A 24,730-nucleotide genomic window follows, 5' to 3' on the forward strand; every position below is an offset into this window, starting at 1 on the left:
TGTGCGCAAAATTTGCTTCCTAGATCAGGTCTACGCCGACGCCTGACGGGCGGCATAGGTGCCGCTGCAATGCAAATTGCTTCATGCCTAGTGCCAATGTCCGCCCGAAGCTCTTGCTGGCGCAACTCAGTTGACGCTGTTTGAGGCGGGAGAACAAAAGCCGTGGTAGAGAATTCCCATCGTGAAATCGCCCGAATCCGGCTTCGGCAAGGAATTTTCGCTGACGATTGCCCAAAATTGAGCGCTTTTTAAGGAATTTATCTCGGATGTTTGCCGACTTTGGCCGGACTTGGGCGAGGATCGCCACTCGCACTGGCCAAAAGTAATGCCCCGCCGGAATGGCCCTAGGACGCGCTGTGTGCAATTCCAAAGCAATTGCTAGTCAGGATAAGCTGGTGGGGCTGGAATCGCCGCCACGGGCCAAATAGACGGCTTAACGTTAAGATTTGTACGCGACCTACCGAAAACGCTTGACTGAACCAAGTCACCTCGGTTAATGTTTGGTCAAGGGTGTGATACGCCCACGAAAAAACCCCCGCTGTTTAGGGCGAGGGTCAGTTCTTTAACAATGTAGACGTCACCGAGGGTCGCGTTGGCGCGCGATTCCTAGGTAACAAGGCCGGGGACAGGAGCGAGTGCCAGAGGAGACTCACCTGTCAGACTGCCGAGAACCGTCTTGTCGTTTGCGATCGACTGGACAATGGTTCCACGGTTGACCGAAGCGTGTCAACAACACGCCCGGGCGACCTGGACCTCTCTTGGCGAGACCGTGCTCCTCTCACCTTCTCCGAAGGAGAGAGCTATGCGTGCCAAGAATGTACCGGTACGTGCTTACACCCGCCGTCGATTCGGCCGTGTGGAACACGTCATCCGTCATTACCGCTCCCATCCGCGCCGTTAAGGGTTGATAGGAAGGCCCCGGACCCAGTCACTGGGTCCGGGTGCCTAGGACTTGGAGCAGAGCATCTTCTGGAGAGATCTCGCAAAAAGGATCAGATATGTCCAGTAAGAAGGGCCCCGCGGACTTCCGCAGCTCGGAGACTGGCCGGTTTGTGACCGAGCGTTTCGCGGAGACACACCCGCGCACCACTCAAAAGGAACACAACCGTCCGCCGCCGCCGCCCACCAAGAAGAAGTGATGATGAATGAAGGGCCCGCATTGCTGCGGGCCCTTTTTTTTGGAGTGCGGCTCACGTCGGCGCATCCGCCACAGTTGGAAGTCTTTTCCCACTCGGGGCAGCAGAACCTGGTCAATGTGGCCAGTCCCACCTCTACCATCCTCGAAACCAGCAAATGGATTGCCCCGATGTCCATCAAACAAGCGCGCGGTACTCAGGTCGGGAGGTGCAACATCTGTGGCGAGGTCGGCCCGCTGACCGTGGATCACTGTCCACCCAAGGGATGGACCGCTCCGAGAGTGCGCGAGGGACTTCCATGCTCCGGACTGACAATCCGCTCACGCAGATTCTGTGGCGATAAGTACTACTGCCTCTAATAAGGAAAAACATATGAGCGCAGTAAAGAATATCCTCAAAAATCTCAGTATTAAAAACAGTTTCAATAAGAACATCGTCAGCATCAGGGTTACGCTTTCTAGCGTCATCATCAGCGTAGTTCTTGCCTATTCCCCTCAGTCATCTGTGGGCGCTCAATTCGAGCTTTGCTCCGTGCAAGAGTCTGTGTCCAGCGGCGAGGGAGAACCGCCTGCAGGCCAAGTTGCGCAGCAGGCTCGAACAAGCAAGAGCTCCTGCCATAGCGCGGGAATTGAGCTAAGTCTCAAAAAAGCGAAGAGGTAGACGAGTTCGCCGGTATGACGCTCCGATGGTTGAACGCCAGAGATGATGACCTGATGCAGGCACTCGCCGAGCTTAAAATTGAGAGCGCTGGCCTTGGCCATGTCAATGGCCTGATCCTGGCTGGAGTTGCACCCAGCGCTTAGAGGCGAAGAACACCAACCTCGCGTGGAACACCTGTACGGGCCCATGTGTGGACCTGAGTGTGCGAAGCGATAGCCTACTTCAAGGCGAATTCGACCATCGTCAGATGAGTGATTCGGAGAGGTGGAGCTGTACCCTCCAAGTGCCTACTATGAGCAACGCAGGGGCGGAGGCGCTCCACCCCAACGCGGGAAGACACAATGGCCTTGGCTCTGCTGGAACTGACCGTAACGCCGCACGGCGACATACTTGAGCAGCTGCTCGTAGTATCCATCGCTGAAGCAGCCACTCAGGACCGTCAGGTCTTGGCTGGCACGGTCAATCGTCTTCGCTTGGTCAACCAGATAGATGATGCGCTGCCAGGCGTGCCGACCAGCGTTCGCGCAGAGTTGGAACGGGCTGCGCTATTCGGCGTAACGCAGCTAGCGCGACTGCGGACTGGCGCAGCGAATGCCACGAGTGTTCCTCTGAGGGCGGTCTGGCGTGAAGGTCAATTGCAGGAGCGACTCAGCCATTCGCTGAGTGACGGCCTGAGTTCGTTGCTAGACCAGCCGGTCTCACTGAAGGCGACGTGTTGCTCGAGCTAAGCAACCCGTCAGCGACGGCTCTGTCCACAATGGCAGCCGCCCTTGAGCTGCTTTGCTCTCAATGTTGCGGAAATGCCGCAGGTCGCGCGCAACAACGCCATCAGTCTCCGCTTAATGAACATCCGCTGCCTGAAGTCTCCGTCGGCCGCTGGAGGCCTAGCAGAGATGGTATTGGTGCACCGCAGCAAATTCTGCTCGACGCTGTGGCCCAACGAGCAGCGTTGGCCGAAAACTGGCCCAGTGCGGCCCAGGTAAGTGCCCAGCTCTGCAGCCGGCCTCAAAGCGGTGAACATAACGCGAGCCAGCTAAGGCGCGAGAACAGGCTTTTGGGGGTGTATCTCATGCATCCCTTGCCAAGCTACCGCTATCCAAGCTGGCAGTTTCGTTCTGATGGTCAGCCTGTGGACCACCTGGTTGAGCTCCTAGGAGTACTGCGCGACTTCGGTCCTTTCCAGCGTGAGTCAGGCGGCCTACGTCGCAGTGCCGGCTGGGGAGAGGTCGAGTGGTTCCGTTCCCCGCATGCGCTGCTTGACGGCGCAACTCCGGCCGCGATGCTCACAACTGACCGACCCGTGACTGCGTGCTGCTCGCGCCGATTTCGAGAGCGACTCTTAGCTTGGTTGGAAGCCGAGTACGCGCCGACTTTGCTCGCGAAGCCACCCGCGCTACTCGGCAGCAGGTTGATTGTCTTGAAAGGTGAATATTTGGGTAAAAGAGCCCAGAGGGTGAAAGGATCCGTTCCACATGGTCCTTAGCATTGCATCATCCGCCAAGTGGTGATGAACGGCAGACGGAAAGTGTCGCGGATCGAGCGGATGGAGCGCACGAGGGTTGTGGTAGACCTCCAGCCCCTCTGACCACGTCTCTTCATACTCACCATCTACTGCAATAGCAAACGGAATGGGCTCGGCGGCATTGGGGTCAGGACTAAGGGCCATGCCTTCCACGAACATTCGAACGTCTGCAGAGCCCATACGGGCGACAAAGCCCATCCGGTTGAACTTGCTCAAAGTGGCAGTGTTGTTGAAAAGGACAGCACTGACGTATTCCGCTCCCGGCAGGTCGAAAAATCCTGATGGAATGACCTTCTCGAGCCAGCGATGCTCCGCGATCTTTCGTGGCAAAATCACCAACTCACCTTGCTCATTGTGATGGGAATCGTAGTCGTATCCATAGAGGTAGATGCTCAAGCCCGAGCGCGCGTACATCATTGAGCCAGGCTTATGGAAGTCTTGAATTGCGAACGCGAGCGGCTTGCCAGCGACATGAGGAAGTTCCCAGTACCGCTTAGCCAATTTGGAAGTTAGCGCGCTCCCAAACTTGATGGGGATGTATTCCTTCAAGTAATCCAACTGCTCTGCGGCAGTTCGGGGCTGTGGTGGAGGGACAACCTGGCCACGTCCATCCAAGGATGGGTTGCACGTGGTGACCTCGATCGCAATCTCAGCGATGCCATCATTGGCCAAGTAGTCGGGTGCGAAATGCGTGTGATCCAACGAGAACCCATTCTCAATAAGCAGACCGAACACGTATAGCTCTAACAGCCGAGCATCGAAGGCCGTGGACTGAAACTGTTCAACGTAGTTCCCATCAATATCTTCGTGCCATCGCATCATGGAGCTAATCAGTTCACGGGCAGGGCTATAACCCTCGGTTTCGCTCAAAGCAGTGAAGCTCGGATGTAGTCGTGCCTGAGGAACGCGCAGAAAGAAAAAGTCCATGGCTGCCGAAGCCTCATCAACTTGACCGCGCTGATGCTCAATCTTCTCTGCAACCCTAGGTGCCTGTGCACGAAGCTCGATGAGTGCCGTCTCCGGCTCTTCAAAAAATGAGGTTCCGTTGACCCAGCGGAAGCGGTCAGCGCGGTCACGGGCCAACAGAATCCCTTGATAGTCTCCATCCTGCCGGTCGCGCACGATTAGCCCTAAGAGGCTCCCATCTGCAGACTCATACCAGCCACACTCCTCCGCGATCGCCATTCCAGGCCCGAATCTGCAGTAGCCAGCAAGAGCATCAAAGCGCGCGAGGGTGATAGGGTTCATAGGTAGTCCATGAGAATTGGAGGGGTCATGCAGTCGACGTCGTGTAGATTGGCTCTTGGGCTAACCTATGTAGAGCCATAGCGACCTCTACATGACTGGCCAAACGGGTTGTGCCAGAAGGGGCTGCCGTGGCGTAGCGACTCAACGAATCAACGAATCAACGAATCAACGAATCAACGAATCAAGTATGCCGCACAGGCACCTTGATAGGCTTACCGCAATACTCGACGCAGTTGATGACGACCTTCGTGGAGCGCATGCGTGCGCTTGGCAAAGAGACAATCCACCGGATGTGCAATGACCGCCACTTGCAGCTGTGCCGCCGCATGCGCTATGCGTGCGTCAAGCCGTCCGACTCCGACCACTGCGGTATGGCCTGGCACGAGGTGGTAATGGTGCTTTGAGATTTACTACAGAATCCTCTCGACCATCACGGGTCCAGGGCAACGGTGTAGCTCATTGTCGTGCCGTGCAGGCACGCCTCGCCGCGCTGGTTCCGCACCGTCGTCCTGAGCTGGCAGATCGGCTTGTCTTCGCGTACGGAGAGCACCTCCACGGTTGCCGTGATGGTTTCGCCGATGTGCACCGCTTTCACGAAGCTCCACTCCACGTTGAGCAGAATGCTGCCGGGTGGCTTGTGATTAGGAAGACTCTTCGAGGTCAAGGCGGATGTCTGCTTTTGGCGGGAAGCAGCCATCAGCGGCACGAGGGATAGATAGCTTGGGGGGCGACAGCGACGGATCCATAGCAGTCGTTGCCTTGGCGATGTCGGCCCATATGCTCCGGATTTGCGACCACGGAACCGGATGCTTCGTCCGACCTTCACTGCCCTCGATCCTCCAAAAGCTTGGACCCGCATCAGGAAGGCCCCCGGCTGGGCCGTTGGCGATGGCCAGTGAGCGCCTGGCGCTAGATCCACCTCTGGGTTCCTGCAACCAAAGGTTTTCAGCCCTTGCGCAACCATAGGTTGAGCAGAAGTACAAACCTGTGGTTGCCCGTCTACGCAAATGACCGAAATTGCAGGGATCACTCCGACACAGGTTCCGCACATCGTTCCGCAGGCGCGCCGCCCGCAATGAACGCGTTGACGGCAGCGGTGAAACACGCCGGCGCCACCAGCGGCAGGAGATGGGCCCCGCGCTCGACGGTGTGGAAGGTGACGGGCCCGGCTTTGCCGAGTACGGCAGCATGCTCCACCGCGCCGGCGTACGCGGTATTGGGGTCCAGCGTGCCTTGGAGGATCAGCGTCCGCGGCAGCGTGTCCGGATGCCTGCCGAACCATGTGTCGCGTGGGTAGCGGGGTACGGAGCCGGCGACGAGCAGCGCGGGGATGGGGCTAACGAACAGCGCGTCCTTTGCCTCGTCATTGACGGTGGACAGGGTGAGTTCCGGGCGCGCGTTGTTTTCCGAGGCGGCGATGAGCATGACCAGCGGCAATGCGGGCTGATCGTTCCCACTCTGCCCAAGCTTTGCCAGCGCATCGTTCAAGTCTTTCGCGGTTGCAACCAGCGAGCGGGTATCGCCATCGGAGAGGTCCCGCACGATCTTCGGAATGCGATCGCGCAATGTCGGGAAGCTCAGCAACGCAGCAAAGAACCGGCGCAGGTCGCTGCCCGGTACGTCCTTGAGCCAGGCAGGGTCTTTGACCTGCAACAGATTTCGATAGCGCTCGAGGCTGATCGTATCCATGCTCTGTCGACCCACCAGATCGACCAGCGCCGTGCGTCGGCTGAGGTCCCATGTCGAGGTGTCCTCAAGCGGCACCAGCCCATCCAGGAGGAGCCCGTCCAATTTCAGGTCCTGGAGCTGGAGTGCCCGGAGCGCCAACTGGGTACCGTAAGACACGCCGTACAGCAGCACCTCGCCGCGTCGATCCGCGCCTGACATCAGCATGCCCAGGTCCTGCGCGGCCTCGGTGATGGAGAATGCCGACGTGCGCTGCAGGTTGGCGTACATGAAGCCGATGCAAGGAACCCACTCCGCGCCCGCCAGCGCCGTGCCAGCGGGGCTTTCCCGCCCCTCCTCTACGGGGCAGATGCGCGACGACCTCCCCGTGCCGCGGTGGTCGGGAATTACAAGATCGAAACCGGGGAACGCGCGTCGATAGGTCTCGATCATCGGATACAGCGACGCGCCTGACTCACCTGGTCCGCCTGATAGGAGCCAGACCTCGCCACGCCTGGCTTCGCCGGCTGTCGTGGGTATGCGGCGCACGAACAGGGACAGCTTCTCGCCAGCGGGATCGGCGTGCCGCAGCGGAACTTCCACCGTCATGCAGCGGGACCCATGCAGAGCCGGCGACTCGGCATCACCACACCGCTGCGCCTTGGGTTCGGACGCGCTGGCGACGAATGGTGAGAGAAGAAGCAAAGCTGCCCACAACGCACTGCGACCCATAAGCCATCCCCAGGCCTGAATGAATGGCTACGATGGGGCGTTGGCGCAGCTGCTACGAATGCCGGAAGTCACGCCAGGGCACGAGGTCAGTAAGCGCTTCGGGCTCGCGCGCTGCGTGCTGAATTCTGGATGCGAATATCGGGCACTAAAGTCGCTTGACCATGAAGGCTGCAGTTCCAGGACATATTCCAGCGAACTGCCGTGACTGCCGTAATGCATCCGGCGCCTCGTCCCGCGACACATGGCGGTAACCGCAGTGTTCGAACAGCGTCGCCGCCGTGGTGGTCAGGAGGAACAGCTCCGCAACGCCCGCATCGGCGGCCAAGCGCTCCGCGTGGCGCACCAGGGCAGCGCCAGCCCCCCGCCCCTGGCGGCTTCGTTCAACCGCCAGGGAACGCAACAGGGCGAATGGCAGATGCAGTTCAACACCGACAATGCCGATCAGCGTGTCGTCCTCGTAGAGGCCACCGAAGACCTTGGGCACGGCATCCTCGAGGTCAGCCACCGGCAGCCCGGCGCTGGTCAGCAGTGACAGCGCGTCCGCATCAAGCGTGATCCGGGTGAATGTTGTCACGGTGCTCCTCCGAACGCGCCGCAGCGTTGCGCGGCATCTGGAACGTAAACGCCGTTCCTGTCCCGGCGTCCGATACGACGTCGAGCGAGCCACCATGCGAACGGGCGATTTCCGCAGCGATATAGATGCCCAACCCCAGGCCCGGTCGCGGGTCGTCGCCCTTCTCGCGGGAGAACGGGCTGAAGATGTCCGCCAGCTTGTCGGACGGGATCTGGCCGCCATTGCGGACCACCAGTGACAGCGCGTCCGAATCGGCGCGTATGTCGACCGAGATGGGGCGGGACGTATCGCCGTGCTGTGCGGCATTGCCCAGCAGGTTCGCCAGCAGCTGGGCAAGCCTGCTGGCGTCGCAGTAAACACGTCCGTCGATGTCTACGTGTGCGGTGATGTCCGAGCGACCGCTCGCCACCTCCACTTCCACCACCACCTTGCGCAACGCCTGTTCCAGCGAATCGCAATCGCGCAGCAATACCGGGATGCCGCCGCCCAGGCGCCCGCGCGCGAAATCGAGCACGTCGCTGATCAGCCCGTCCATCCGGTCCACGCCGGCGCGGATGTGGCCCAGCATGTGGTCCTGGCTGTCCGTGAGCGGTGACATGTCCAGCGAATCGGCCGCCATGCTGATCGCCTGCAGGGGGCTACGCAGGTCGTGGCCCAGTACGGCGACGAACTGATCGCGCAGGTCGGCGACGCGATGCGCTGCCGAAAGTTGCGCGGCGGCCTCCACCAGGCGGTCTTCGCTGTCGAGGTAGTTGCCGACCAGTTCGGCCAGCAACTCCATGGAACGCTGCACGTGCGCTTCGTCGAAATTGCCGGGCGCCGAGTCGATCGCGCACAGGGTGCCGAAGAAGCTTCCGTCCGGACGGAAGATCGGGACCGAAGCGTAGCTCTCCAGCCCGTAGATGCGTGGGGTGTGGTGCCGGGAATATAGCGGATGCTGGCTGGCGTGTGCGAACACCACGGCCGTGGAGGATTGCCTGATCTCATCGCAGAGGGTGGTCTCCAGCACCAGCTGGCCGCCGGGCACCAGGCCGAATCCCAACGTGTCGTAAGTCGCGCATGCCGTCCAGGTGGTGTCGGTGACCCGCGCGATGGCGGTGAACCGTGAGCCGGTGATGTGGGCAACCGTCTCCAGGATCCGCGGTACCGATCGGATCCGGTTGATGTCGGCAATGTCGCGCAGCAGGGCCGGGTCGGTCAGCACAGGCATGGGGCGGGTGGAGGTATCTCTGGAACGCAGGATGATCCCACGAAAGCAGGCGCCGCACTTGTCCCGCGGCGGCGATGTCGGAAGCGGGACAGCCGGTACCGCGGTCAGCGCGGGTCGAATGCCTGCTGGTCGATGCCGTCCACGCTCACGATGTCATCCAGCCGTATCTGGCTGCCGTCATCGAGGTGCATGTATTCGACGGCGTCCCTGGCGCCCAGGTCGGTGATCCGGGCCACGACCACAGCCGGCGCTGCGCCGGCGGTGGCATGCACGATCGGCACGCGCCGACCGCCGGTGGCGACCGCCTCGAGGACATCGTGAAACTCGCAGTTGATCGGTTGGTAGGGGCGGGACATGGGCTTGCCTCCAGGGGTGCGGGTGGCACGGTGGGCTGGCCGGCGTCGCCGGCCAGCCTGTGCACATCATTCAACGCAGCTTGACGCCGGGGAAATCGACCGGCACCGCAAAGGCCACGTTGACGTAGTTGGTGAACAGATTCAACGCGACGTGGGCGAGGATCTCGACGATTTCCCCGTCGCTGAAGCCTACGCTGCGCAGCTGGGCGACGTCGCCATCGTCGATCTGGCCACGGCCTTCCACCACGCGGAGGGCGAAGTGCAGTGCGGCGGCGGTCTTCGGGTCGTCCGATTCACCGCCCTGCGCGGCGCTCATTTCCTGGCTGCTGGCACCGGCCTTGCGGCCCAGTGCGGTGTGCGCGGCCAGGCAGTACTCGCAGGCGTTGCGGTTGGCGATGGCCACGGCGATCTTCTCGCCCAGCGCGGCCGGGATGACGCCGGCACCCAGGGCGCCAAACGAGCCCCACATGCTCTTCAACGCAGCGGTGGAATTGGCCACGGCGCGGAACATGTTCGGGGTGGCGCCGAAGGCGCCGTGGATCTGGCCGAGCAGGGCCTGGGTCTCGCCGGTGGCGTCCTGCGGGGTGACAAGGGGGATACGGGACATGGCTGGGTTTCCTGTTGGATGCCGGCGCGGAGTGGCCGGTTGATGGGCATAATAGGAACCCGATCAGGACGTTTGGTGTCTTTATGTCGCTGATAGATGTCAATTCGTCCAGCACCGCTATCGACCGTCTCAGCCCCGTCCTGGAGCGGTTCCGGGTCGAGGCCACTCTGTTCCATGCCGGCCCGCTGTGCGGGTTGCAGACCTTCGACGCCCAGCCCGGGCGCGGCTTCCTGCATGTGCTGCGGCGGGGCGAAATGGACCTGCTGTACCGGGACGGCAAGCAGCTGGCGCGCACCCATCTGTGCGAACCCACGCTGCTGCTGTTTCCGCGCGCGGTGCACCACGAGTTCATCAATCCGCCGGTGGACGGCTCCGACTTCACCTGCGCGACGCTGGATTTCGACGGTGGGCTGCGCAACCCGATCGTGCAGTCGCTGCCGGACGTGATCGTGCTGCCGCTGCAGGCCATCGACGGGCTGCAGGCCACCCTGGAGCTGCTGTTCGCCGAATCCGACCGCACCCGCTGCGGGTCGCGCCTGCTGGCCAACCGCCTGTTCGAAGTGGTGCTGATCCAGGTGCTGCGCTGGATCATCGACCACCCGGAACAGGCGCGGGTGGCGCCCGGCATGATGCTGGGCCTGTCCGACCCACGCCTGGCCAGGGCCTTGATTTCGGTGCACGCCGCACCTGGGGAAACGTGGACGCTGGAGCGCATGGCTGGCCTGGCCGGCATGTCGCGCAGCGCGTTCGCCGCCGCGTTCAAGACCGCCACCGGCACCACGCCGGCGGCCTATTCGCTGGATTGGAAGCTCAACGTAGCCACTTCGCTGCTGCGCGCGGGGCGGCCGGTGAAGCAGGTAGCGCTGGAACTGGGCTTCGCCGACGCGCCCACCTTCTCGCGGGCGTTCCGTCGCCGTACCGGCGCGTCACCGCGCGAGTGGGTGCACGCGCGCGGCCCGACCCAGGAAGGGAACGAGGGCTGAGCGCGGCGCCTGCATGATCAACGCAGCTGCGGTTCGCTTCCGCGCCGGCAACAGGGTGCTGGTGCTGCGCCAGCACTCATGCGCTCCGCTCCACGCTGTTGGCGGCACCGGCGGCCAGATGCCGGTCGATCCAGCGCTGGATGTCACCGATCACCTCCTCGCGCCCCAGGTCATTGAGCAGGTCATGCGCATGATCCTTGTACAGCAGCAGGGTCTTGTCGGCCGAACCGGCGTTGTCCTGGAACACCTGGCTGCCGGCGGGCACGGTGACCTTGTCGGCAGTGCCATGCATCACCAGCACCGGCAAGCGCAGCGTGGGGAAGCCGCGGCGCAGGCGGTCGATGCCGACCAGCATCTGCGCCACGGTCAATGCGGTCTGCTTTTCGTTGGCGATGAGCGGGTCGGCATTGAGTGCCTTCACCACCTCTGACAGCCGCGAGAATTCCTTGTTGGGCAGCTTCAGCACGCGCAGGGTGGGGAACGGGCCGCTCAGCCAGCGCACCAGCGACAGCACTGCAGCCGGTGCGGGCACCTGGAAGGCGTAGCTCTCGCAGATCAGGCCGGCCAGCTCGTCCTGGTGGGCCAGGGTGTAGGCCGAGGCGATCACGCCGCCGGCACTGTGCCCCAGCAGGAACACCGGCAGGCCCGGTTCGCGCGTGCGGGCCACGTCCAACAGCGACTGTACGTCGGCCAGGTAGTCGTCGAAGTGCTTCACGTGGAAGCGCGGGCCGCTGGACTTGCCGCGGCCGCGCAGGTCCACTGCGTATACCGCCAGCCCCATCGCGGTGAACTGCGCTGCCGCCCACTGGTAATGGCCACTGTGCGAATTGAAGCCGGGCACGATGGCAAGCACCGCGCGCGGCGGGCCGCTGGGGCGCCAGCTGCGGATGAACAGCTCGCCCTCGCCGCCGCTGATGAATTCTTCGCTGCGTGACGGACCCGAACCGCGGGGTTCGGAAGCCACTGCGTGCAGGGCGGCGGGGGGCACAGTGTTCATGGCAGGTCCTCGAAACGTGGGGGAGGGGAGGGCTCAGCTCTGCAGGAAAGCGAGCAGGTCCTGGTTGAGCTGGTCTTTGGCGGTGTCGCCCAGGTTGTGGCCGCCGCCCGGGTAGATCTTCAGCTCCGCATCCTTGACGAGCTCGACCGAACGCAGCGCGGCGGCCTTGATCGGCACGATCTGGTCGTCGTCACCGTGGATGATCAGCGTGGGCACGTCGAACTTCTTCAGGTCTTCGGTGAAGTCGGTTTCCGAGAACGCCTTGATGCAGTCGTAGGCGTTCTTGTGGCCGGACTGCATGCCCTGGTTCCACCACGAGCGGATCAGGCCTTCGGACACCTTCGCGCCGGGTCGGTTGAAGCCGAAGAACGGACCGGTGGCCACGTCCAGGAAGAACTGCGCGCGGTCTGCCAGGTAAGCGGCGCGGAAGCCGTCGAACACCTCGATCGGCAGCCCGTCGGGGTTATCGGCGGTCTTGAGCATGATCGGCGGCACCGCGCCCATCAGCACCGCCTTGGACACGCGCGCGGTGCCATGCCTTCCGATGTAGCGGGCGACTTCGCCGCCGCCGGTGGAGTGCCCGACCATGGTCACGTCGCGCACGTCCAGGTGTTCGAACAGCTGCGCCAGGTCGTCGGCGTAGGTGTCCATCTCGTTGCCGTGCCATGGCTGGCTGGAGCGGCCATGGCCGCGCCGGTCGTGGGCGATGCAGCGGAAGCCGTGGCTGGCCAGGAAGAACATCTGCGCTTCCCACGCGTCGGCATTGAGTGGCCAGCCGTGGCTGAAGGACACCACCGGGCCGGTGCCCCAGTCCTTGTAGTAGAGGGAGGTGCCGTCGGACGTAGTGAAGGTGCTCATGGTCTTCTCGATGCCGATAGGGGAAAGGGTGGCGACGGTGCAGCCTCACACCCTGGCCGGTGCCGGGCATCGGTCGTTCGGGCGCGGATGCGCTCCCCCACATGGGGGGACTACGCATGCCCCGGCCGGCAGCGGCCATCGCAACGCCCCGCGTTACGCTGGACGCCAGTGCACCCTCGGTGCACGCAGGGAGAACGCCATGCTCGATCGCCTGGCTGTGCTGGATGAGATCCTGGACGCCCACGCCACCGTGCTGGGGCGCGACTTCCACCCGTACCGCAACCACACCTACCGCGTGGCCAACTTCCACTGGTGCCTGTTGCCGGGGACGCTGGAAGACCTGTACGTGCTGTCGGTTGCGGTGGCCTTTCACGACCTGGGCATCTGGACCGCCGGCACCTTCGATTACCTGGAACCCTCCGAGGCATTGGCCCGCCAGTACCTAGTCGACCATGACCGCGCCGCGCACATTCCGCTGGTGCAGGCGATGATCCGCGAGCACCACCGCATATCGGCCCTGCCCGCCGAACAGGACCGCCGGATCGAAATGTTCCGGCGCGCCGACTGGATCGACGTGTCGCTGGGCACGCTGCGTTTCGACCTCCACGCGGACGACTTCCGCAGCACCGTGCAGCGCTTTCCGCGCCTCGGTTTCCACCTACGGCTGCTGCAGTTCTCGCTCAGGCATGGCCTGCGCCATCCGCTGCGGCCGCTGCCGATGCTGAAGCGCTAGCGCTCAATCTTCCAGCCGTACCAGGCCGCGACGCAGTGCGATATGGATCGCCTCGGTGCGGTTGCGCGCGCCGATCTTCTCGAAGATGCGCGCCACGTGCGACTTCACCGTTTCCGCGGAAATACCCAGCGTGTTGGCGATGCGCTTGTTCTCCCAGCCCTGCGCCAGCGCCGACAGGATGGACAGCTCACGCGCGGTCAGCGCCTCTTCGCCCAGGTGCTGCGCGATCTCCTCGGAGATCTCCGCCGAAAGGCAGCGCTTGCCCTGCGCCACGCGGCGTACCGCACCGATCAGCTCGCCGCGCAGGGAGCTCTTCAGCAGGTAGCCGCAGGCACCGGCGGCCAGCGCCTCGCGTGCATTGGCATCGCCACGGTAGGTGGTGAGGATGATGATCCGCGCCTCCGAAAACTCGCCGCGCAGGCGGCGGGTCAGTTCGATGCCGTCGATACCGGGCATCTGCAGGTCCACCAGGGTGACATCCGGTAGCAGGCGACGGAACTCTGCCATGCCCTCGTTCCCGTCCGCCGCTTCACCGACCAGCTCCATATCGCTCTCCAGCGCCAGCATCGACGCGATGCCCTGGCGGATCAGCGGGTGGTCGTCGACAGTGAGGATGCGGATGGTCATGGTCGGGTCCGGGTCAGGAGTGAACCGTGCCGCCTGCTGCGCCCCAACGCAAGCGTATTTACCGAAGGGCCGCCCTTGCGGCAGGAAGCACCACCTGCGAAGAGCGCTGGCCTCTTCCTGGGTCATCCGTTCCAGCTGCGATCATCTTTATCGGCGGTCGTCTTTCGACCGACCCTACCGCCCGCTCTTCCCCTTGCGCCGCCAAACCTAACACTGTTAGATTCGCTCCCTAACAACGTTAGGTAGACTCCCTCCAGTGCGCAAACCCATTGCCCGGGACCACATCGTCGCGGCCGCCTTCAAGCTTCTCGACGAAGCCGGCATGGAGGGCGTGACCCTGCGCAAGGTGGCCTGCATGCTGGGTATCCGCGCGCCGTCGCTGTACTGGCACTTCAAGAGCAAGCAGGCGTTGGTCGATGCGATGGCCGACGCCATGATCGTGGACGTGGCCCGCGCCATCCCCGATGGCCAGCCCTGGCGGCAGACCCTGCTGCAGGTCGCGCGCGAGTTCCGTACCGCGTTCAAGGCGCGCCGCGATGGGGCCCGGGTCTACGCCGGCACCTTCCTGGCCACTGAAAACGTGCTGCGGGTGGGCGAGACCTGCATCGCTGCGCTGGTCGGCGCGGGGGCGTCGGTGCGGGTGGCCGCGACGGCACCGATGGACCTGGTGTACTACACGATGGGCTTTGTGATTGAAGAACAGTCCTGGCCCGGCGACGGCAGCATGGAAGCGCTCGGCGCGTCCTTCATGGCCCTGGCCGAAGCGCGCTTCCCGCTTTGCTGGAGCGCCCGCGAGGTCTGGAGCGAGGTCGATTTCGACGCGCGCTTCGAACAGGGCCTCGGCCTGATGCTGGACGGCATCGAACAGCGCCTGGCCCGCGCCCCCTGAATTCCTTTCCCTCGTTACCGCAGTTCCGACACGGAAGCTCACCGATGCGTGCCTCACTTTTCCGCCGTACTTCCCTCCTGCTGCTGGCCGTGTTGCTTGCGGCCTGCGGCAACAAAGACGAACAGGACGCCGCCGCGGCCGCCGCCAACTCGGCGCTGCCGGTGTCGCTGGCTGCCGTACAGCAGCAGACCATGGCGCGCACGGTGCTGGTGTCCGGACCGGTCACCGCGTACGAGGAAATGCAGCTGGGCGTGGAGATCAGCGGCCAGCGCGTAACCGCGCTGCCGGTGGACGTCGGCCAATGGGTGAAGAAGGGCCAGGTGCTTCTGCAGCTGGACCACCGCACCCTGGACAGTGAGCTGGCGCAGGCCGACGCCTCGCTGAAGCAGGCGCAGGCGGCACAGGAACTGGCACGACTGAACTACCAGCGCAGCGAAAAACTGGCGGCGCAGAAGCTGATCAGCGAAAGCAGCCTGGACGAACTGCGTGCCAACCGCATCAATGCCGAAGCGCAGACCGCCACCGCGCGTGCCTCGCGCGATGCGGCGCAGCTGCGCCGCGATTTCGCCGACCTGCGCGCGCCCGCCGATGGCCTGATCTCCAAGCGCCTGGTGCAGCCGGGGCAGGTGGTGTCGGCCGGCACCGAGCTGCTGCGCCTGATCCGCGATGGTCGCCTGGAATGGCGCGCCGAGCTGCCCGAAGACCAGCTCACCGGTGTGGCCGTGGGCAATGCCGTGGAGCTGCCCTATGCGGACGCGGTGGTCACTGGCCGGATCCGTGCGGTCACCCCCGGCGTGGATGCGCAGACCCGCACCGGCACCATCTTCGCCGACCTGCCCGAACCGGGCACGCTCAAGCCGGGCGTGTACGTGGAGGGCCGCATCGTCATCGGCGAAGGCCCGGCGCTGACCGTGCCGACCGCGGCGATCGTGCAGCGCGACGGCCACAGCTACGTGTTCACCGTGAACGACAAGCAGCAGGCCGCGCGCCTGCGCTTGCGTACCGGCCAGGCCGTGCAGGGCCGCACCGCGATCCTGGAAGGGCTCAAGGCCGGCGACCGGGTGGTGGTGGAAGGCGCCGGCTTCCTCGGTGAAGGCGACCGCGTGCGCGTGGTGACCGATACCAAGGCCAGCGCCAAATGAATATCTCCGCCTGGGCGATCAAGCGCCCGTTGCCTGCCCTGCTGATCTTCTTCGTGCTGTGCGTGGCCGGACTGTGGGGCTTCTACCAGCTGCCGGTGGCGCGCTTCCCCGACATCGCCTTCCCGATGACCACGGTCACCGTGACCCAGCCGGGCGCCTCGCCCAGCCAGCTGGAAGCCGAGGTCACCCGCAAGGTCGAGGACTCGGTCGCGACGGTCAACAACGTCAAGCGCGTGATCTCCTCGGTCAGCGAAGGCGTCAGCACCACCACGATCGAGTTCCAGCTGGAAGCCGACCTGGCCACCGCGCTGGACGATACCCGCGATGCGGTCACCCGCATCCGCACCGACCTGCCGCAGGACATCCAGGAACCGGTGATTTCCAAGGTGGACATCGGCGGTTCGCTGATGACCTATGCGCTGGTCGCGCCGCACATGACTCCGGACGAAGCCAGCTGGTTCGTCGACCGCGACATCTCGCGCGCCATGTACGGCGTGCCGGGCGTGGCCCGGGTGACCCGGGTCGGCGGCGTGCAGCGGCAGGTGCGCGTGGACCTCGACCCGAACGCGTTGATCGCGATGGGCATCACCGCCGGTGATGTGTCGCAGCAGCTTGCCCGCATCCAGGTGGAGCGCGCCGGTGGCAAGGCCGAAATCGAAGGCGCGCAGCAGACCATCCGCACGCTGGGCACGGTGGGCGACGCGCAGGCACTGCGCGATTACTCCATCGCCCTGCCGGACGGGCGCGCGGTGCGGCTTTCCACCTTGGCAAATGTGACCGACGCAGCTGCCGACCCCACCGAAGCTGCATTGCTGGACGGGGAAAAGGTGGTGGCGTTCTCGATGTCGCGCACCCGCGGTTCCAGCGAAGTGAAGGTGGAAGCCGGCGTGCATGAGGCGCTGGACAGGATCAAGGCCGAACACCCCGGCATCGATTTCCGACTGGTCACCACCGCCATCGACGAAACCCACCGCTCCTACGATTCCTCGATGACCATGCTGTGGGAGGGCGCGTTGCTGGCCCTGCTGGTGGTGTGGTTGTTCCTGCGCGACTGGCGCGCGACCTGGGTGTCGGCGCTGGCGCTGCCGTTGTCGATCATCCCCACCTTCGCGGTGATGTACTTCTTCGGTTTCACCCTGAACATCATCACCCTGCTGGCGTTGTCGGTGGTGGTCGGCATCCTGGTGGACGATGCGATCGTGGAGATCGAAAACATCGTGCGCCACCTACGCATGGGCAAGCCGCCGCTGGAAGCGGCGCGCGAAGCGGCCGGCGAGATCGGCAATGCGGTGATCGCCACCTCCCTGACCCTGGCGGCGGTGTTCGTGCCAGTGGCATTCATGCCGGGCATTGCCGGCAAGTTCTTCCGCGAATTCGGCTGGACCGCCGCCACGGCGGTGCTGTTCTCGCTGCTGGTGGCACGCCTGCTCACGCCGATGATGGCCGCCTACCTGCTCAAGCCACATGGTGAGGAGAAGCCCGAATCGAAGTTGATGGGCTGGTACCTGGGCTGGGTGGACAAAGCGCTGCGCCACCGGGGCTGGACCCTGTGGCTGGCCTTCGCCATGTTCGTCGGTTCGCTGGCGCTGGTACCGCTGATCCCGGCCACCTTCATTCCGCAGTCCGACCTCGGCCGCAGCAACCTCAACCTGGAGCTGCCGCCAGGCACGCGCCTGCAGGAAACCGTGGCCGTGGCCGAACGTGCGCGCGCGCTGCTCAAGGACATGCCGGAGCTGAAGCAGGTCTACACCGCGGTGGGCGCCGTGCTCGACCTGGGCGACCCCAGCGCCACCGGCGTGGGCGAACCGCGCAAGGCCACGCTGATCCTGGACTGGGGTGTGGCCGACGACCGCGACCGCGACCAGCGCGCGCTGGAACGCGATGCGCGCGAGCGCCTGGCCAACCTGCCCGGCGTGCGCGTGAGCTATGTCAGCTCCGAGCCGGGCAACCTGCTGCAGCTGGTGTTGTCCGGGGACGACCCGCAGCGCCTGCAGGAAGCGTCCACCGCACTGGAGCGCGACCTGCGCGGCGTCCAGGGGCTGGGCAGCGTGACCTCCACCGCATCGCTGCTGCGCCCGGAACTGCAGATCGTGCCGAACGCGGCGCGTGCGGCCGACCTCGGCGTGGCCACGCAGGACATCGCCGAAGCCGCGCGCATCGCCACCGCCGGCGACTACGAACAGCGCCTGGCCAAGCTCAACCTGCCCGACCGCCAGGTGCCGATCCGGGTCGGCTTCGCCGAAGCCGCGCTGGCCAACCCGGCACTGATCGGCCAGCTGCGCGTGCCCGGCCGCGACGGCCCGGTGCCGCTGGCGGCGGTGGCCGAGATCCGCCAGGGCAGTGGCCCTTCGCAGATTTCGCGCTACCAGCGCCAGCGCAACGTGACGCTCACCGCCGAACTCAACGGCCGCCCGCTGGGCGATGTGATGACCGAGGTGCAGGCGCTGCCCGGCGTGAAGCAGCTGCCACCGGGCGTAACGTTCCTCAACACCGGCGACGCCGAAGTGTTCGTGGAGCTGTTCATCGGCTTCATGCTGGCGATGGCCGCTGGCCTGATCTGCATCTACATGGTGCTGTTGCTGCTGTTCAACCACGCGCTGATGCCGGTGACCATCCTGGCGGCGGTGCCGCTGTGTGCGGGCGGTGCGTTCGGCGCGCTGCTGATCACCCAGAACATGCTCTCGCTACCAGCGCTGATCGGCCTGCTGATGCTGATCGGCATCGCCACCAAGAACTCCATCCTGCTGGTGGACTACGCGGTCATGGCCGAAGACGAGCAGGGCATGAGCCAGCACGACGCGTTGATCGACGCGTGCCGCAAGCGCGCCCAGCCGATCATCATGACCACCCTGGCGATGGGCGCGGGCATGATGCCGATCGCCCTGGGTTTTGCTGGCGATTCCAGCTTCCGCGCACCGATGGCCATCGCCGTGATCGGTGGCCTGATCACCTCCACGCTGCTGAGCCTGATCGTGATCCCGGCCGCGTTCACGGTAATGGACGACCTGGGCGAATGGATGTCGCGGAAGTTCCGCCACAAGTCCACGCACGGTCAGGCATAACTGAGCGCTCGAGCAAACTGTGACCTCCCCTTGGAACAGAAAGGGGAGCAAGCAGCTCCCCGCTTGAACCAGGCTGGGGTTGACGCGGAAGAGCTTCTACTAATTGCTCGTACGGCCAACCACTGAGTAGAGCGGTTCCAACGCCCACTCGTAGAGTGGGCGCCTTTCGCTCATGATATCCGCCTGGATCCGCATTCCAGGCCGCAACGGTTCGTTTCGGCCGTAGGCAAGTACGGTTTGCTTATCGAGTGCAACGAGGATCCGGTACATTGGCTCGGTACCAGGACTATGAGCCACCCCGGGGGTGACCGCACTCCTTGAAACTTGAATCACCTTGCCGCTATGGCTCCCAAACTTCTGGTATGGGTACGCCTCATAGCGCAACATCACTCGATCTCCAGCCTTCACAAAACCGATCGCCGCGCTAGAAACCAATAGCTGAGCCCGCAATACAGAACCTCCAGGGAGGAGGGACATGACAGGCTGCCCGATTTGGACTGTCTGCCCAGGCTCTACCAATCGTGTCGCTACAATACCCTTAACTGGTGAACGCAGTAGCATCTCTCCATCTGCTTCCATTCTTACGGCTTCTTGCCGAAGCGTGGCGAGTTCGCGACTGGACTCCGCACTGGCGGCCCTGCGCTGTTCGGGTAGCTCGGATAGGCTTTGGTCAAGCTGCGCTAGCGTCCTGCGTAGCGTCAGTGCCTGCCGCTGAAGTGTCTGCTGGGCATTCAGAAGTTCAAGGACCGACTGCTCCTGTTGGCTAAGCTGAACCAAGCTGACGTAACGCTGATCGGCAACCTGGCGATACCTATCCACGATTTCACGTCCGAGCCTGACCTGCTCGCTACGGGTATCAATCTCTCCCTGCATCTGCGACAGCTCACGAAGCAAGACTGCGCGCTGTGTCCTGAGCCCATCCTCCTGCTTCTCCAGCTGCCGAGACTGTGAATCGCGGAGGGCACCAAGGCTCGCTGTTCGCTCTGCCTGTTCGGTCCGCAGCACACCCAGCGTGTCGTCGCCAGCTGAGGTGACCTTGGGAATGCTGATGAGGACCAAGGCGGCTTCCCTCCCCACTTGGTCACCTTCGCTCGCGTAGAGGGCCGATACGGTTCCGCTTGCTGGTGCTACTACGGTCGATAGCCCAAGATCCGGAACGAGCTCGCCTGAAACCCGGTTGCGGCGGGTGTAGTCACCCAGAGTCATGAACAGAACTACAGACAGGGCCGATCCGGCCGCCAGTGCAGATATCACCCAGTGGCGAACAGGTTGTACAAGGGAAATGCTCCCGAGCCAGCTCCCTCGCGCGGCGTCAACGACTTCTCGACGAAAGAGTCCCGTCATGCGAATGATCGCTCTGAAGCATGGTCAGAAGTCTCGGAGTTACCGCATTGCGCTGTGGGCTCAACACGGCCGCCCCGCAATGAGATGATGCGGTCTGCGCTGGCGATTGTCTCGGCTCGGTGCGCAATGATCACCCTGGTCAGATCGAGGCGTTTAACGGCCTCGTTAACCAATCGCTCTCGGTGTACGTCAAGGTGGCTGGTAGCCTCGTCAAGAAAAAGCAGCCTTGGCCTGCGATACAGTGCGCGAGCAAGAAGTATTCTCTGCTTCTGCCCGCCAGAGAGAGTTGTCCCCATGTCACCAACCAAGCTGCTGTAGCCCATTGGCATGGACGATATGTCGTCATGCACTGACGCAAGTGTTGCAGCCAATCGCACAAGATTCTGATCGGCATCTTCCTCGCCAAAGGCGATGTTGTCACTTACGTTTCCCGCAAAGAGCTGGTCTTCCTGCAGTACGGCCCCGACTACAGATCGATAGTAGTGCGGCGGTATCTTCCGAAGCGAGACCCCGCCCACGCGAATATCCCCTTCCGTGGGCAGCAAGAGTCCCAATAGAAGCTTAACTAGTGTTGTCTTACCGCAGCCGGAGGCGCCGGTTATTGCAACGGACTCGCCAGGCTCTACATCGAAGGAGCAATTCCTTAGGACCCACGGCTCGCCGTCCGCGTATCTGAAGCTCACGTCATCTACTTCTATCCGCAACCTGGCTGGCAATTCTTCCGAGATCCCGCTCCACGTGGGTTCCTCTGGTGCAGTTAGCACAATGTCGGAAAGGCGCTCCAGATGGAGGCGCAGCATTCGGAACTCGATGAACCTATCAATGAGCGAACCAACTCTCTGTGCAAACTGATCCTTGTAAGCCAAGTACGCTATCAACATGCCCACAGAGAATACGCTCTGCATTGCAAGGAGAGCGCCAACCCACACGACCGCGATCCGTTCGACGCCGAAAATGAGCTGGTTGCCACTTGAAAACGCAAGCCCAATGCGCTGAAGGAAGACGTCGCGACTGAAGGTGTCACTAACTAAGTTGTGGTATCCCGAGCTACGAAGATTCTCGCGGCCTGAAACCTTGATGGATTGGATCCCTCGGATTGACTCAAGGAGATGGCTGCTCTGGCGGGCCGCTGAGACCAGCTGGCTCTGTGTGCCAGCGCGCAGCGACCCAAAAGCGATCCACCTCACGCTGAAATAGGCGCTCACCGCCACAACGGTTATCAGTGCCAGTTTCCAGCTGTACAACAGCATCATTAGCAATGTAACAAGTGCCATCAAGCCATCTATCAGCGCTTCGATAAAGCTGGTCGTGAGCGTCCTCTGAATGGTTTGGATACTACCCATTCGAGATGTTACGTCTCCGAGGTGCCGCTTCTCGTAGTAGTCGAGAGGAAGTCGTATCAGATGATTGAAAACATTGTTTCCCCATTGAACTCCGAGTTGGCTGGACAGGAATATTACCGATATTCCGCGGACGTAACTTATTGCAGTTTGGAGCAAGAGTGCGAGTCCAAAGCCAAGGCAGAGAACTGTCAGGAGGTCTCGGTCTGCGGAAACCAGTGCATGGTCGACCGTCCACTGCATGAAGAATGGGGCGAGTACGACGAAGACTTGCAGCGAAATTGAAAGAAGGAGAACTAGAGCAAGTGATCGCCAGAGGCCGCTTATAGGACCTGTCAGTTGCGATATGGTGATTGATCGTGGTCGCTCAGCACGGGCGAACGAGATGGTTGGAGTGAGTTCCAGTGCGACTCCGCTAAAGCGCTGTGAAATCTCTTCAATCGTCAATTTTCGTCGGCCGGACGCCGGGTCCAGCACCACGACGCCCTTTCTGGTGACACGGGACAACACGACGAAGTGATTGAGGTCAAAGTGTAAGACGCACGGAAGCCTGAGCTGAGAGAGCTCGTGCAGCTCCAAGCGAAGCGGCCTCGATGAAAAGCCCATCTTGCCGGCAATATCAATAACTTGGGCGAGGGTACTTCCCCTCAAAGATGATGGATGACGAAGCCTGAGCTCCCGCAAGCTTGTGTGCTGGTTGTGATGGGCACCAACCATCGCCAAGCAGGCAAGCCCGCATTCTGCTGCTTCCGACTGGAGTATGACTTCCATGTGCAATTCCGACACAAGCGATAGGGCGACGGCACAAACGCCGTGCGACTGTTGGAAGAACGAGGGATCCCTGAGCGGTTTCGGGCCGTTCGTCGACTGTAAGGAGCGCGGAGATTACCTAGGATTGAAGTCCGAATCCGTACGTCAAGTACCAGGTCATGATCGAGCAATTGAGTAGCCCATGGAGAAGGGCTCGCTGCATAAAGCTGAACTCATGTTTCAGCGCCAAGTAGCACAGGACAATGGACAGCACGAAGGCAATTGGCATCAGCGTGGGATGTGCTACTGCGAAGATGGCAGAGACTATGAGAGTGCCGACTAGTCCTGCAGGAATTCGACGTGAAATGGCAGGACTAACCATTCCTGCGATACCCCTCAGGGCAAGGTGTCTTGCGAGCTTCTCCTCAAAGAGAGGTGCGATGATCCCCGTCGCGACAAATCCGCTAATGACATCGATAGCCCTGAAGTCTTTGAAACCCTGAAACTTAAAGCCGCTCGCACCAGGAAGCCCGTAAGCTAGAAGCCAAACGGTAAGGAAGATTCCAGCAATTGCTATGCATGCCCCCACGACACCCAGTGACCACCTTCTACTTGGTTCATTGGGAAACAGGTAGATCATAAAGGCTAATGCGAGAGCTTCCGCAATGCTCTTGGAGCCGTAAATTCCTGAGTCGGATAGAGCCATACCCAGGAACGAAACTGCCACCCATATGATAGCCGCAAAGATCACATGGTTTTCTGGAGTTGGAGCGGGCTTCTTCAAGCATATTCCCTGAATAAGGCAAGTACAAAGCGGTGTTCCCGGTGCAGATGCACCGGGAACGTTACGTCACTTGGCCATCAGGTTATAAAGATCATACAGGTCGCCCACATAAGCGATGCCGCTGAAGGGGGCAAAACGACCATAAGCCTTCGCAGCTTGGCCGAGATCATCGAACGTCCCGCTGATGCCGACAGGCCCCAGGTTGAGCGAGTAGTTGAGCTCGCCGCCAGCGACGCTGTTCACTTCCATCGTATCAAGATTTCGCATGTGGAACTCCATGGACTAGTAGAAAGCACTTCCGATGTGCCGATCCCTCGATTCAGTAGCAGTCCGTCACCGAAGTGCGAGGTGATGGGCCTCGGCTATTGGTCGGCGATGATCGACCATCGAAGTCTATTGGCGTAGAGCGAACCCAACAATCAGAAAAATCCAACCTCTCGATCTTCCATCGATTCCGGTTTGCCAGACGCTTTCGAAGTCTGTGGATCTCCCGGAGATTGAAGTGCCATTCGTCTGCCTGGCAATGCGGCCGCATGCAGTTGCAATTCGCGTGCGAGCGCTAGGAAGCGAATCGTGCAAACTTGATCGACCTTCCGCACTATGTTGATGCATCGCGCGCAGGGTGTATCGCGCGCTGGATCAGCTTCCAGCCATTCCCGGACGGATCGCGGAACCCCGCATCCACCGTGCCGTAACGCTCCACCGGTTCCTGGTTGAACTCCACCCCGGCGGCCGACCACCGCTTATAGGTGGCCTGGCAATCCTCCACGGTCAACACCAGCGGCGGCATCGCGCCTTTTGCCACCAGTGCTTCCAGGGCCTGGGCGGTGGCGGCATCGTGCACCGGGGGGCCAGGGCGGAACAGGCCGAGCTGGAAACCGGGCTGCCCGGGGTGCTGCACGGTCAGCCAGCGGTAATCGCCATTACCGGCATCGGTGTGCACCACGAACCCCAGCTTGCCTACGTAGAACGCCAGCGCTTCTTCCTGGTCCCGCACGTAAAGACCGACGACTTCAATGCCCTGGTTCATGGGAACCTCCGGTGTGGATGAGGCTCCTTTTTACCCCCGTCGCGTACCCTGCCGCTTCTCCGAAACTGAGGTATTGAGATCGGGGCGGCCGGCGGCCCGCGCGATGCACTCCGGCGCCTGCGCTGCAGTCCCGGCGGCGAGACTCGCGCGCAGCTCGCCCGGGCTCTGCCCGGTGATGTCGCGGAAGATCCGCCCGAACGTGCCCAGGCTGCTCCAGCCGGTCTGCAGGGCGATCTCGGTGATGGGCAGCCCGGTGTCGCGGCACAGCGCCACCGCGCGCTCGATGCGCCGGGTGAGCAGGTAGCGGTGCGGCGGCAGCCCGAACGCCTGGCGGAACTGCCGCGCGAAATAGGCCTCCGACACCGCGCTGAGCTGCGCCAGCCGCGCCACCGGCCATGCCTCGTGCGGGGCGCGGTCCATATGGTCCTTGGCCCGCAGCAGCCGGCGCAGCAGTTCGGGGGACTGGTTCATGCCGCACAGG

23 protein-coding genes are annotated in these 24,730 nt (G+C 62.7%); 7 read left to right on the plus strand and 16 right to left on the minus strand.

All coding sequences use genetic code 11. The features are described 5' to 3' along the window. Positions 1-1,508: 1,508 nt before the first annotated feature. Both FSZ13_RS14120 and FSZ13_RS14125 read left to right on the plus strand, forming a co-directional pair. Positions 1,509-1,796, plus strand: coding sequence for a hypothetical protein (locus FSZ13_RS14120; protein ID WP_145480772.1), 288 nt, complete (start codon positions 1,509-1,511; stop codon positions 1,794-1,796). Positions 1,797-2,137: 341 nt separating this feature from the next. Beyond that, positions 2,138-2,524, plus strand: a complete 387-nt coding sequence (locus FSZ13_RS14125; RefSeq protein ID WP_145480774.1) for a hypothetical protein — start codon at positions 2,138-2,140, stop codon at positions 2,522-2,524. Positions 2,525-3,189: 665 nt separating this feature from the next. Here the strand turns inward: FSZ13_RS14125 and FSZ13_RS14135 are convergent. From FSZ13_RS14135 to FSZ13_RS14165, 7 genes are all read right to left on the minus strand, one after another. Continuing rightward, a complete protein-coding gene (locus FSZ13_RS14135; protein ID WP_145480776.1) occupies positions 3,190-4,566 on the minus strand; it encodes a hypothetical protein in 1,377 nt (458 codons plus the stop codon). A gap of 430 nt (positions 4,567-4,996) precedes the next feature. Next, entirely contained in the window at positions 4,997-5,263 is a 267-nt protein-coding gene (locus FSZ13_RS14140; RefSeq protein WP_145480778.1) for a hypothetical protein, read from the minus strand. A gap of 329 nt (positions 5,264-5,592) precedes the next feature. Further along, positions 5,593-6,840, minus strand: a complete 1,248-nt coding sequence (locus tag FSZ13_RS14145) for an alpha/beta fold hydrolase (RefSeq protein WP_260844191.1) — start codon at positions 6,838-6,840, stop codon at positions 5,593-5,595. Between the two features lie 268 nt (positions 6,841-7,108). Continuing rightward, entirely contained in the window at positions 7,109-7,537 is a 429-nt protein-coding gene (gene arsN2 / locus FSZ13_RS14150) for an arsenic resistance N-acetyltransferase ArsN2 (RefSeq protein ID WP_186308962.1), read from the minus strand. After that, on the minus strand, positions 7,509-8,747 hold the full coding sequence (locus FSZ13_RS14155) for a GAF domain-containing sensor histidine kinase (RefSeq protein ID WP_145480782.1): 1,239 nt from the start codon (positions 8,745-8,747) through the stop codon (positions 7,509-7,511). Before FSZ13_RS14155 ends, arsN2 begins: the two co-directional genes overlap by 29 nt. Positions 8,748-8,851: 104 nt before the next feature. Next, positions 8,852-9,103, minus strand: coding sequence for a hypothetical protein (locus tag FSZ13_RS14160; protein ID WP_145480784.1), 252 nt, complete (start codon positions 9,101-9,103; stop codon positions 8,852-8,854). Between the two features lie 70 nt (positions 9,104-9,173). Then, positions 9,174-9,710: a carboxymuconolactone decarboxylase family protein gene (locus tag FSZ13_RS14165; RefSeq protein ID WP_145480786.1), complete on the minus strand. Its 537-nt coding sequence runs from the start codon at positions 9,708-9,710 to the stop codon at positions 9,174-9,176. A 92-nt stretch (positions 9,711-9,802) separates the two neighbouring features. Here FSZ13_RS14165 and FSZ13_RS14170 point away from each other — a divergent pair, with 92 nt between their 5' ends. Next, on the plus strand, positions 9,803-10,693 hold the full coding sequence (locus tag FSZ13_RS14170; protein ID WP_260844200.1) for an AraC family transcriptional regulator: 891 nt from the start codon (positions 9,803-9,805) through the stop codon (positions 10,691-10,693). 76 nt (positions 10,694-10,769) lie between these two features. Here the strand turns inward: FSZ13_RS14170 and FSZ13_RS14175 are convergent, their stop codons facing one another. Together FSZ13_RS14175 and FSZ13_RS14180 are read right to left on the minus strand one after the other, a co-directional pair. Continuing rightward, a complete protein-coding gene (locus FSZ13_RS14175) occupies positions 10,770-11,690 on the minus strand; it encodes an alpha/beta hydrolase (RefSeq protein WP_145480790.1) in 921 nt (306 codons plus the stop codon). Between the two features lie 33 nt (positions 11,691-11,723). Then, entirely contained in the window at positions 11,724-12,548 is an 825-nt protein-coding gene (locus tag FSZ13_RS14180) for an alpha/beta fold hydrolase (protein WP_145480792.1), read from the minus strand. A gap of 199 nt (positions 12,549-12,747) precedes the next feature. Between FSZ13_RS14180 and FSZ13_RS14185 the strand changes: the two genes are divergently transcribed. Then, positions 12,748-13,281, plus strand: coding sequence for a hypothetical protein (locus FSZ13_RS14185; RefSeq protein ID WP_145480794.1), 534 nt, complete (start codon positions 12,748-12,750; stop codon positions 13,279-13,281). A gap of 3 nt (positions 13,282-13,284) precedes the next feature. On the opposite strand, the gene FSZ13_RS14190 is transcribed toward FSZ13_RS14185, so the two are convergent. Continuing rightward, on the minus strand, positions 13,285-13,908 hold the full coding sequence (locus tag FSZ13_RS14190) for a response regulator (protein ID WP_145480796.1): 624 nt from the start codon (positions 13,906-13,908) through the stop codon (positions 13,285-13,287). A 256-nt stretch (positions 13,909-14,164) separates the two neighbouring features. Here FSZ13_RS14190 and FSZ13_RS14195 point away from each other — a divergent pair, with 256 nt between their 5' ends. Genes FSZ13_RS14195 through FSZ13_RS14205 form a run of 3 tightly spaced genes read left to right on the plus strand, consistent with a single transcriptional unit; the run spans position 14,165 to position 19,001 of the window. Beyond that, entirely contained in the window at positions 14,165-14,797 is a 633-nt protein-coding gene (locus tag FSZ13_RS14195) for a TetR/AcrR family transcriptional regulator C-terminal domain-containing protein (protein WP_145480798.1), read from the plus strand. Positions 14,798-14,841: 44 nt separating this feature from the next. Continuing rightward, positions 14,842-15,939 (plus strand): efflux RND transporter periplasmic adaptor subunit, encoded by a 1,098-nt coding sequence (locus tag FSZ13_RS14200; RefSeq protein WP_145480800.1) that lies wholly within the window; start codon positions 14,842-14,844, stop codon positions 15,937-15,939. Next, on the plus strand, positions 15,936-19,001 hold the full coding sequence (locus FSZ13_RS14205; RefSeq protein WP_145480802.1) for an efflux RND transporter permease subunit: 3,066 nt from the start codon (positions 15,936-15,938) through the stop codon (positions 18,999-19,001). Before FSZ13_RS14200 ends, FSZ13_RS14205 begins: the two co-directional genes overlap by 4 nt. A 99-nt stretch (positions 19,002-19,100) precedes the next feature. Here the strand turns inward: FSZ13_RS14205 and FSZ13_RS14210 are convergent, their stop codons facing one another. From FSZ13_RS14210 to FSZ13_RS14235, 6 genes are all read right to left on the minus strand, one after another. Beyond that, positions 19,101-20,207 (minus strand): HlyD family secretion protein, encoded by a 1,107-nt coding sequence (locus tag FSZ13_RS14210; protein WP_260844192.1) that lies wholly within the window; start codon positions 20,205-20,207, stop codon positions 19,101-19,103. A gap of 134 nt (positions 20,208-20,341) precedes the next feature. Further along, positions 20,342-22,456 (minus strand): peptidase domain-containing ABC transporter, encoded by a 2,115-nt coding sequence (locus FSZ13_RS14215; RefSeq protein WP_145480806.1) that lies wholly within the window; start codon positions 22,454-22,456, stop codon positions 20,342-20,344. A 118-nt stretch (positions 22,457-22,574) separates the two neighbouring features. Further along, positions 22,575-23,219: a CPBP family glutamic-type intramembrane protease gene (locus FSZ13_RS14220; protein WP_145480808.1), complete on the minus strand. Its 645-nt coding sequence runs from the start codon at positions 23,217-23,219 to the stop codon at positions 22,575-22,577. A 66-nt stretch (positions 23,220-23,285) separates the two neighbouring features. Next, positions 23,286-23,486 (minus strand): hypothetical protein, encoded by a 201-nt coding sequence (locus FSZ13_RS14225; protein ID WP_145480810.1) that lies wholly within the window; start codon positions 23,484-23,486, stop codon positions 23,286-23,288. A gap of 331 nt (positions 23,487-23,817) precedes the next feature. Beyond that, the gene (locus tag FSZ13_RS14230; protein WP_145480812.1) at positions 23,818-24,249 is read right to left on the minus strand and encodes a VOC family protein; all 432 of its coding nucleotides are present in this window, start codon (positions 24,247-24,249) and stop codon (positions 23,818-23,820) included. A gap of 30 nt (positions 24,250-24,279) precedes the next feature. After that, positions 24,280-24,720 (minus strand): helix-turn-helix transcriptional regulator, encoded by a 441-nt coding sequence (locus FSZ13_RS14235; protein WP_145480814.1) that lies wholly within the window; start codon positions 24,718-24,720, stop codon positions 24,280-24,282. Positions 24,721-24,730 lie beyond the last annotated feature (10 nt).

It is taken from the genome of Stenotrophomonas rhizophila (assembly GCF_007667275.1).
Classification (GTDB): Bacteria; Pseudomonadota; Gammaproteobacteria; order Xanthomonadales; family Xanthomonadaceae; genus Stenotrophomonas; species Stenotrophomonas maltophilia_AE.

Coding starts and splice junctions, on each gene's coding strand:
- FSZ13_RS14145 (WP_260844191.1), bottom strand. CDS start 6,840: ATGACGGTGGAAGTTCCGCTGCGGCACGCCGATCCCGCTGGCGAGAAG.
- FSZ13_RS14125 (WP_145480774.1), top strand. CDS start 2,138: ATGGCCTTGGCTCTGCTGGAACTGACCGTAACGCCGCACGGCGACATA.
- FSZ13_RS14235 (WP_145480814.1), bottom strand. CDS start 24,720: ATGAACCAGTCCCCCGAACTGCTGCGCCGGCTGCTGCGGGCCAAGGAC.
- FSZ13_RS14180 (WP_145480792.1), bottom strand. CDS start 12,548: ATGAGCACCTTCACTACGTCCGACGGCACCTCCCTCTACTACAAGGAC.
- FSZ13_RS14140 (WP_145480778.1), bottom strand. CDS start 5,263: ATGGCTGCTTCCCGCCAAAAGCAGACATCCGCCTTGACCTCGAAGAGT.
- FSZ13_RS14165 (WP_145480786.1), bottom strand. CDS start 9,710: ATGTCCCGTATCCCCCTTGTCACCCCGCAGGACGCCACCGGCGAGACC.
- FSZ13_RS14200 (WP_145480800.1), top strand. CDS start 14,842: ATGCGTGCCTCACTTTTCCGCCGTACTTCCCTCCTGCTGCTGGCCGTG.
- FSZ13_RS14230 (WP_145480812.1), bottom strand. CDS start 24,249: ATGAACCAGGGCATTGAAGTCGTCGGTCTTTACGTGCGGGACCAGGAA.
- FSZ13_RS14185 (WP_145480794.1), top strand. CDS start 12,748: ATGCTCGATCGCCTGGCTGTGCTGGATGAGATCCTGGACGCCCACGCC.
- FSZ13_RS14175 (WP_145480790.1), bottom strand. CDS start 11,690: ATGAACACTGTGCCCCCCGCCGCCCTGCACGCAGTGGCTTCCGAACCC.
- FSZ13_RS14190 (WP_145480796.1), bottom strand. CDS start 13,908: ATGACCATCCGCATCCTCACTGTCGACGACCACCCGCTGATCCGCCAG.
- FSZ13_RS14135 (WP_145480776.1), bottom strand. CDS start 4,566: ATGAACCCTATCACCCTCGCGCGCTTTGATGCTCTTGCTGGCTACTGC.
- FSZ13_RS14225 (WP_145480810.1), bottom strand. CDS start 23,486: ATGCGAAATCTTGATACGATGGAAGTGAACAGCGTCGCTGGCGGCGAG.
- FSZ13_RS14215 (WP_145480806.1), bottom strand. CDS start 22,456: ATGGAAGTCATACTCCAGTCGGAAGCAGCAGAATGCGGGCTTGCCTGC.
- FSZ13_RS14210 (WP_260844192.1), bottom strand. CDS start 20,207: ATGACTCTGGGTGACTACACCCGCCGCAACCGGGTTTCAGGCGAGCTC.
- FSZ13_RS14155 (WP_145480782.1), bottom strand. CDS start 8,747: ATGCCTGTGCTGACCGACCCGGCCCTGCTGCGCGACATTGCCGACATC.
- FSZ13_RS14160 (WP_145480784.1), bottom strand. CDS start 9,103: ATGTCCCGCCCCTACCAACCGATCAACTGCGAGTTTCACGATGTCCTC.
- FSZ13_RS14205 (WP_145480802.1), top strand. CDS start 15,936: ATGAATATCTCCGCCTGGGCGATCAAGCGCCCGTTGCCTGCCCTGCTG.
- FSZ13_RS14120 (WP_145480772.1), top strand. CDS start 1,509: ATGAGCGCAGTAAAGAATATCCTCAAAAATCTCAGTATTAAAAACAGT.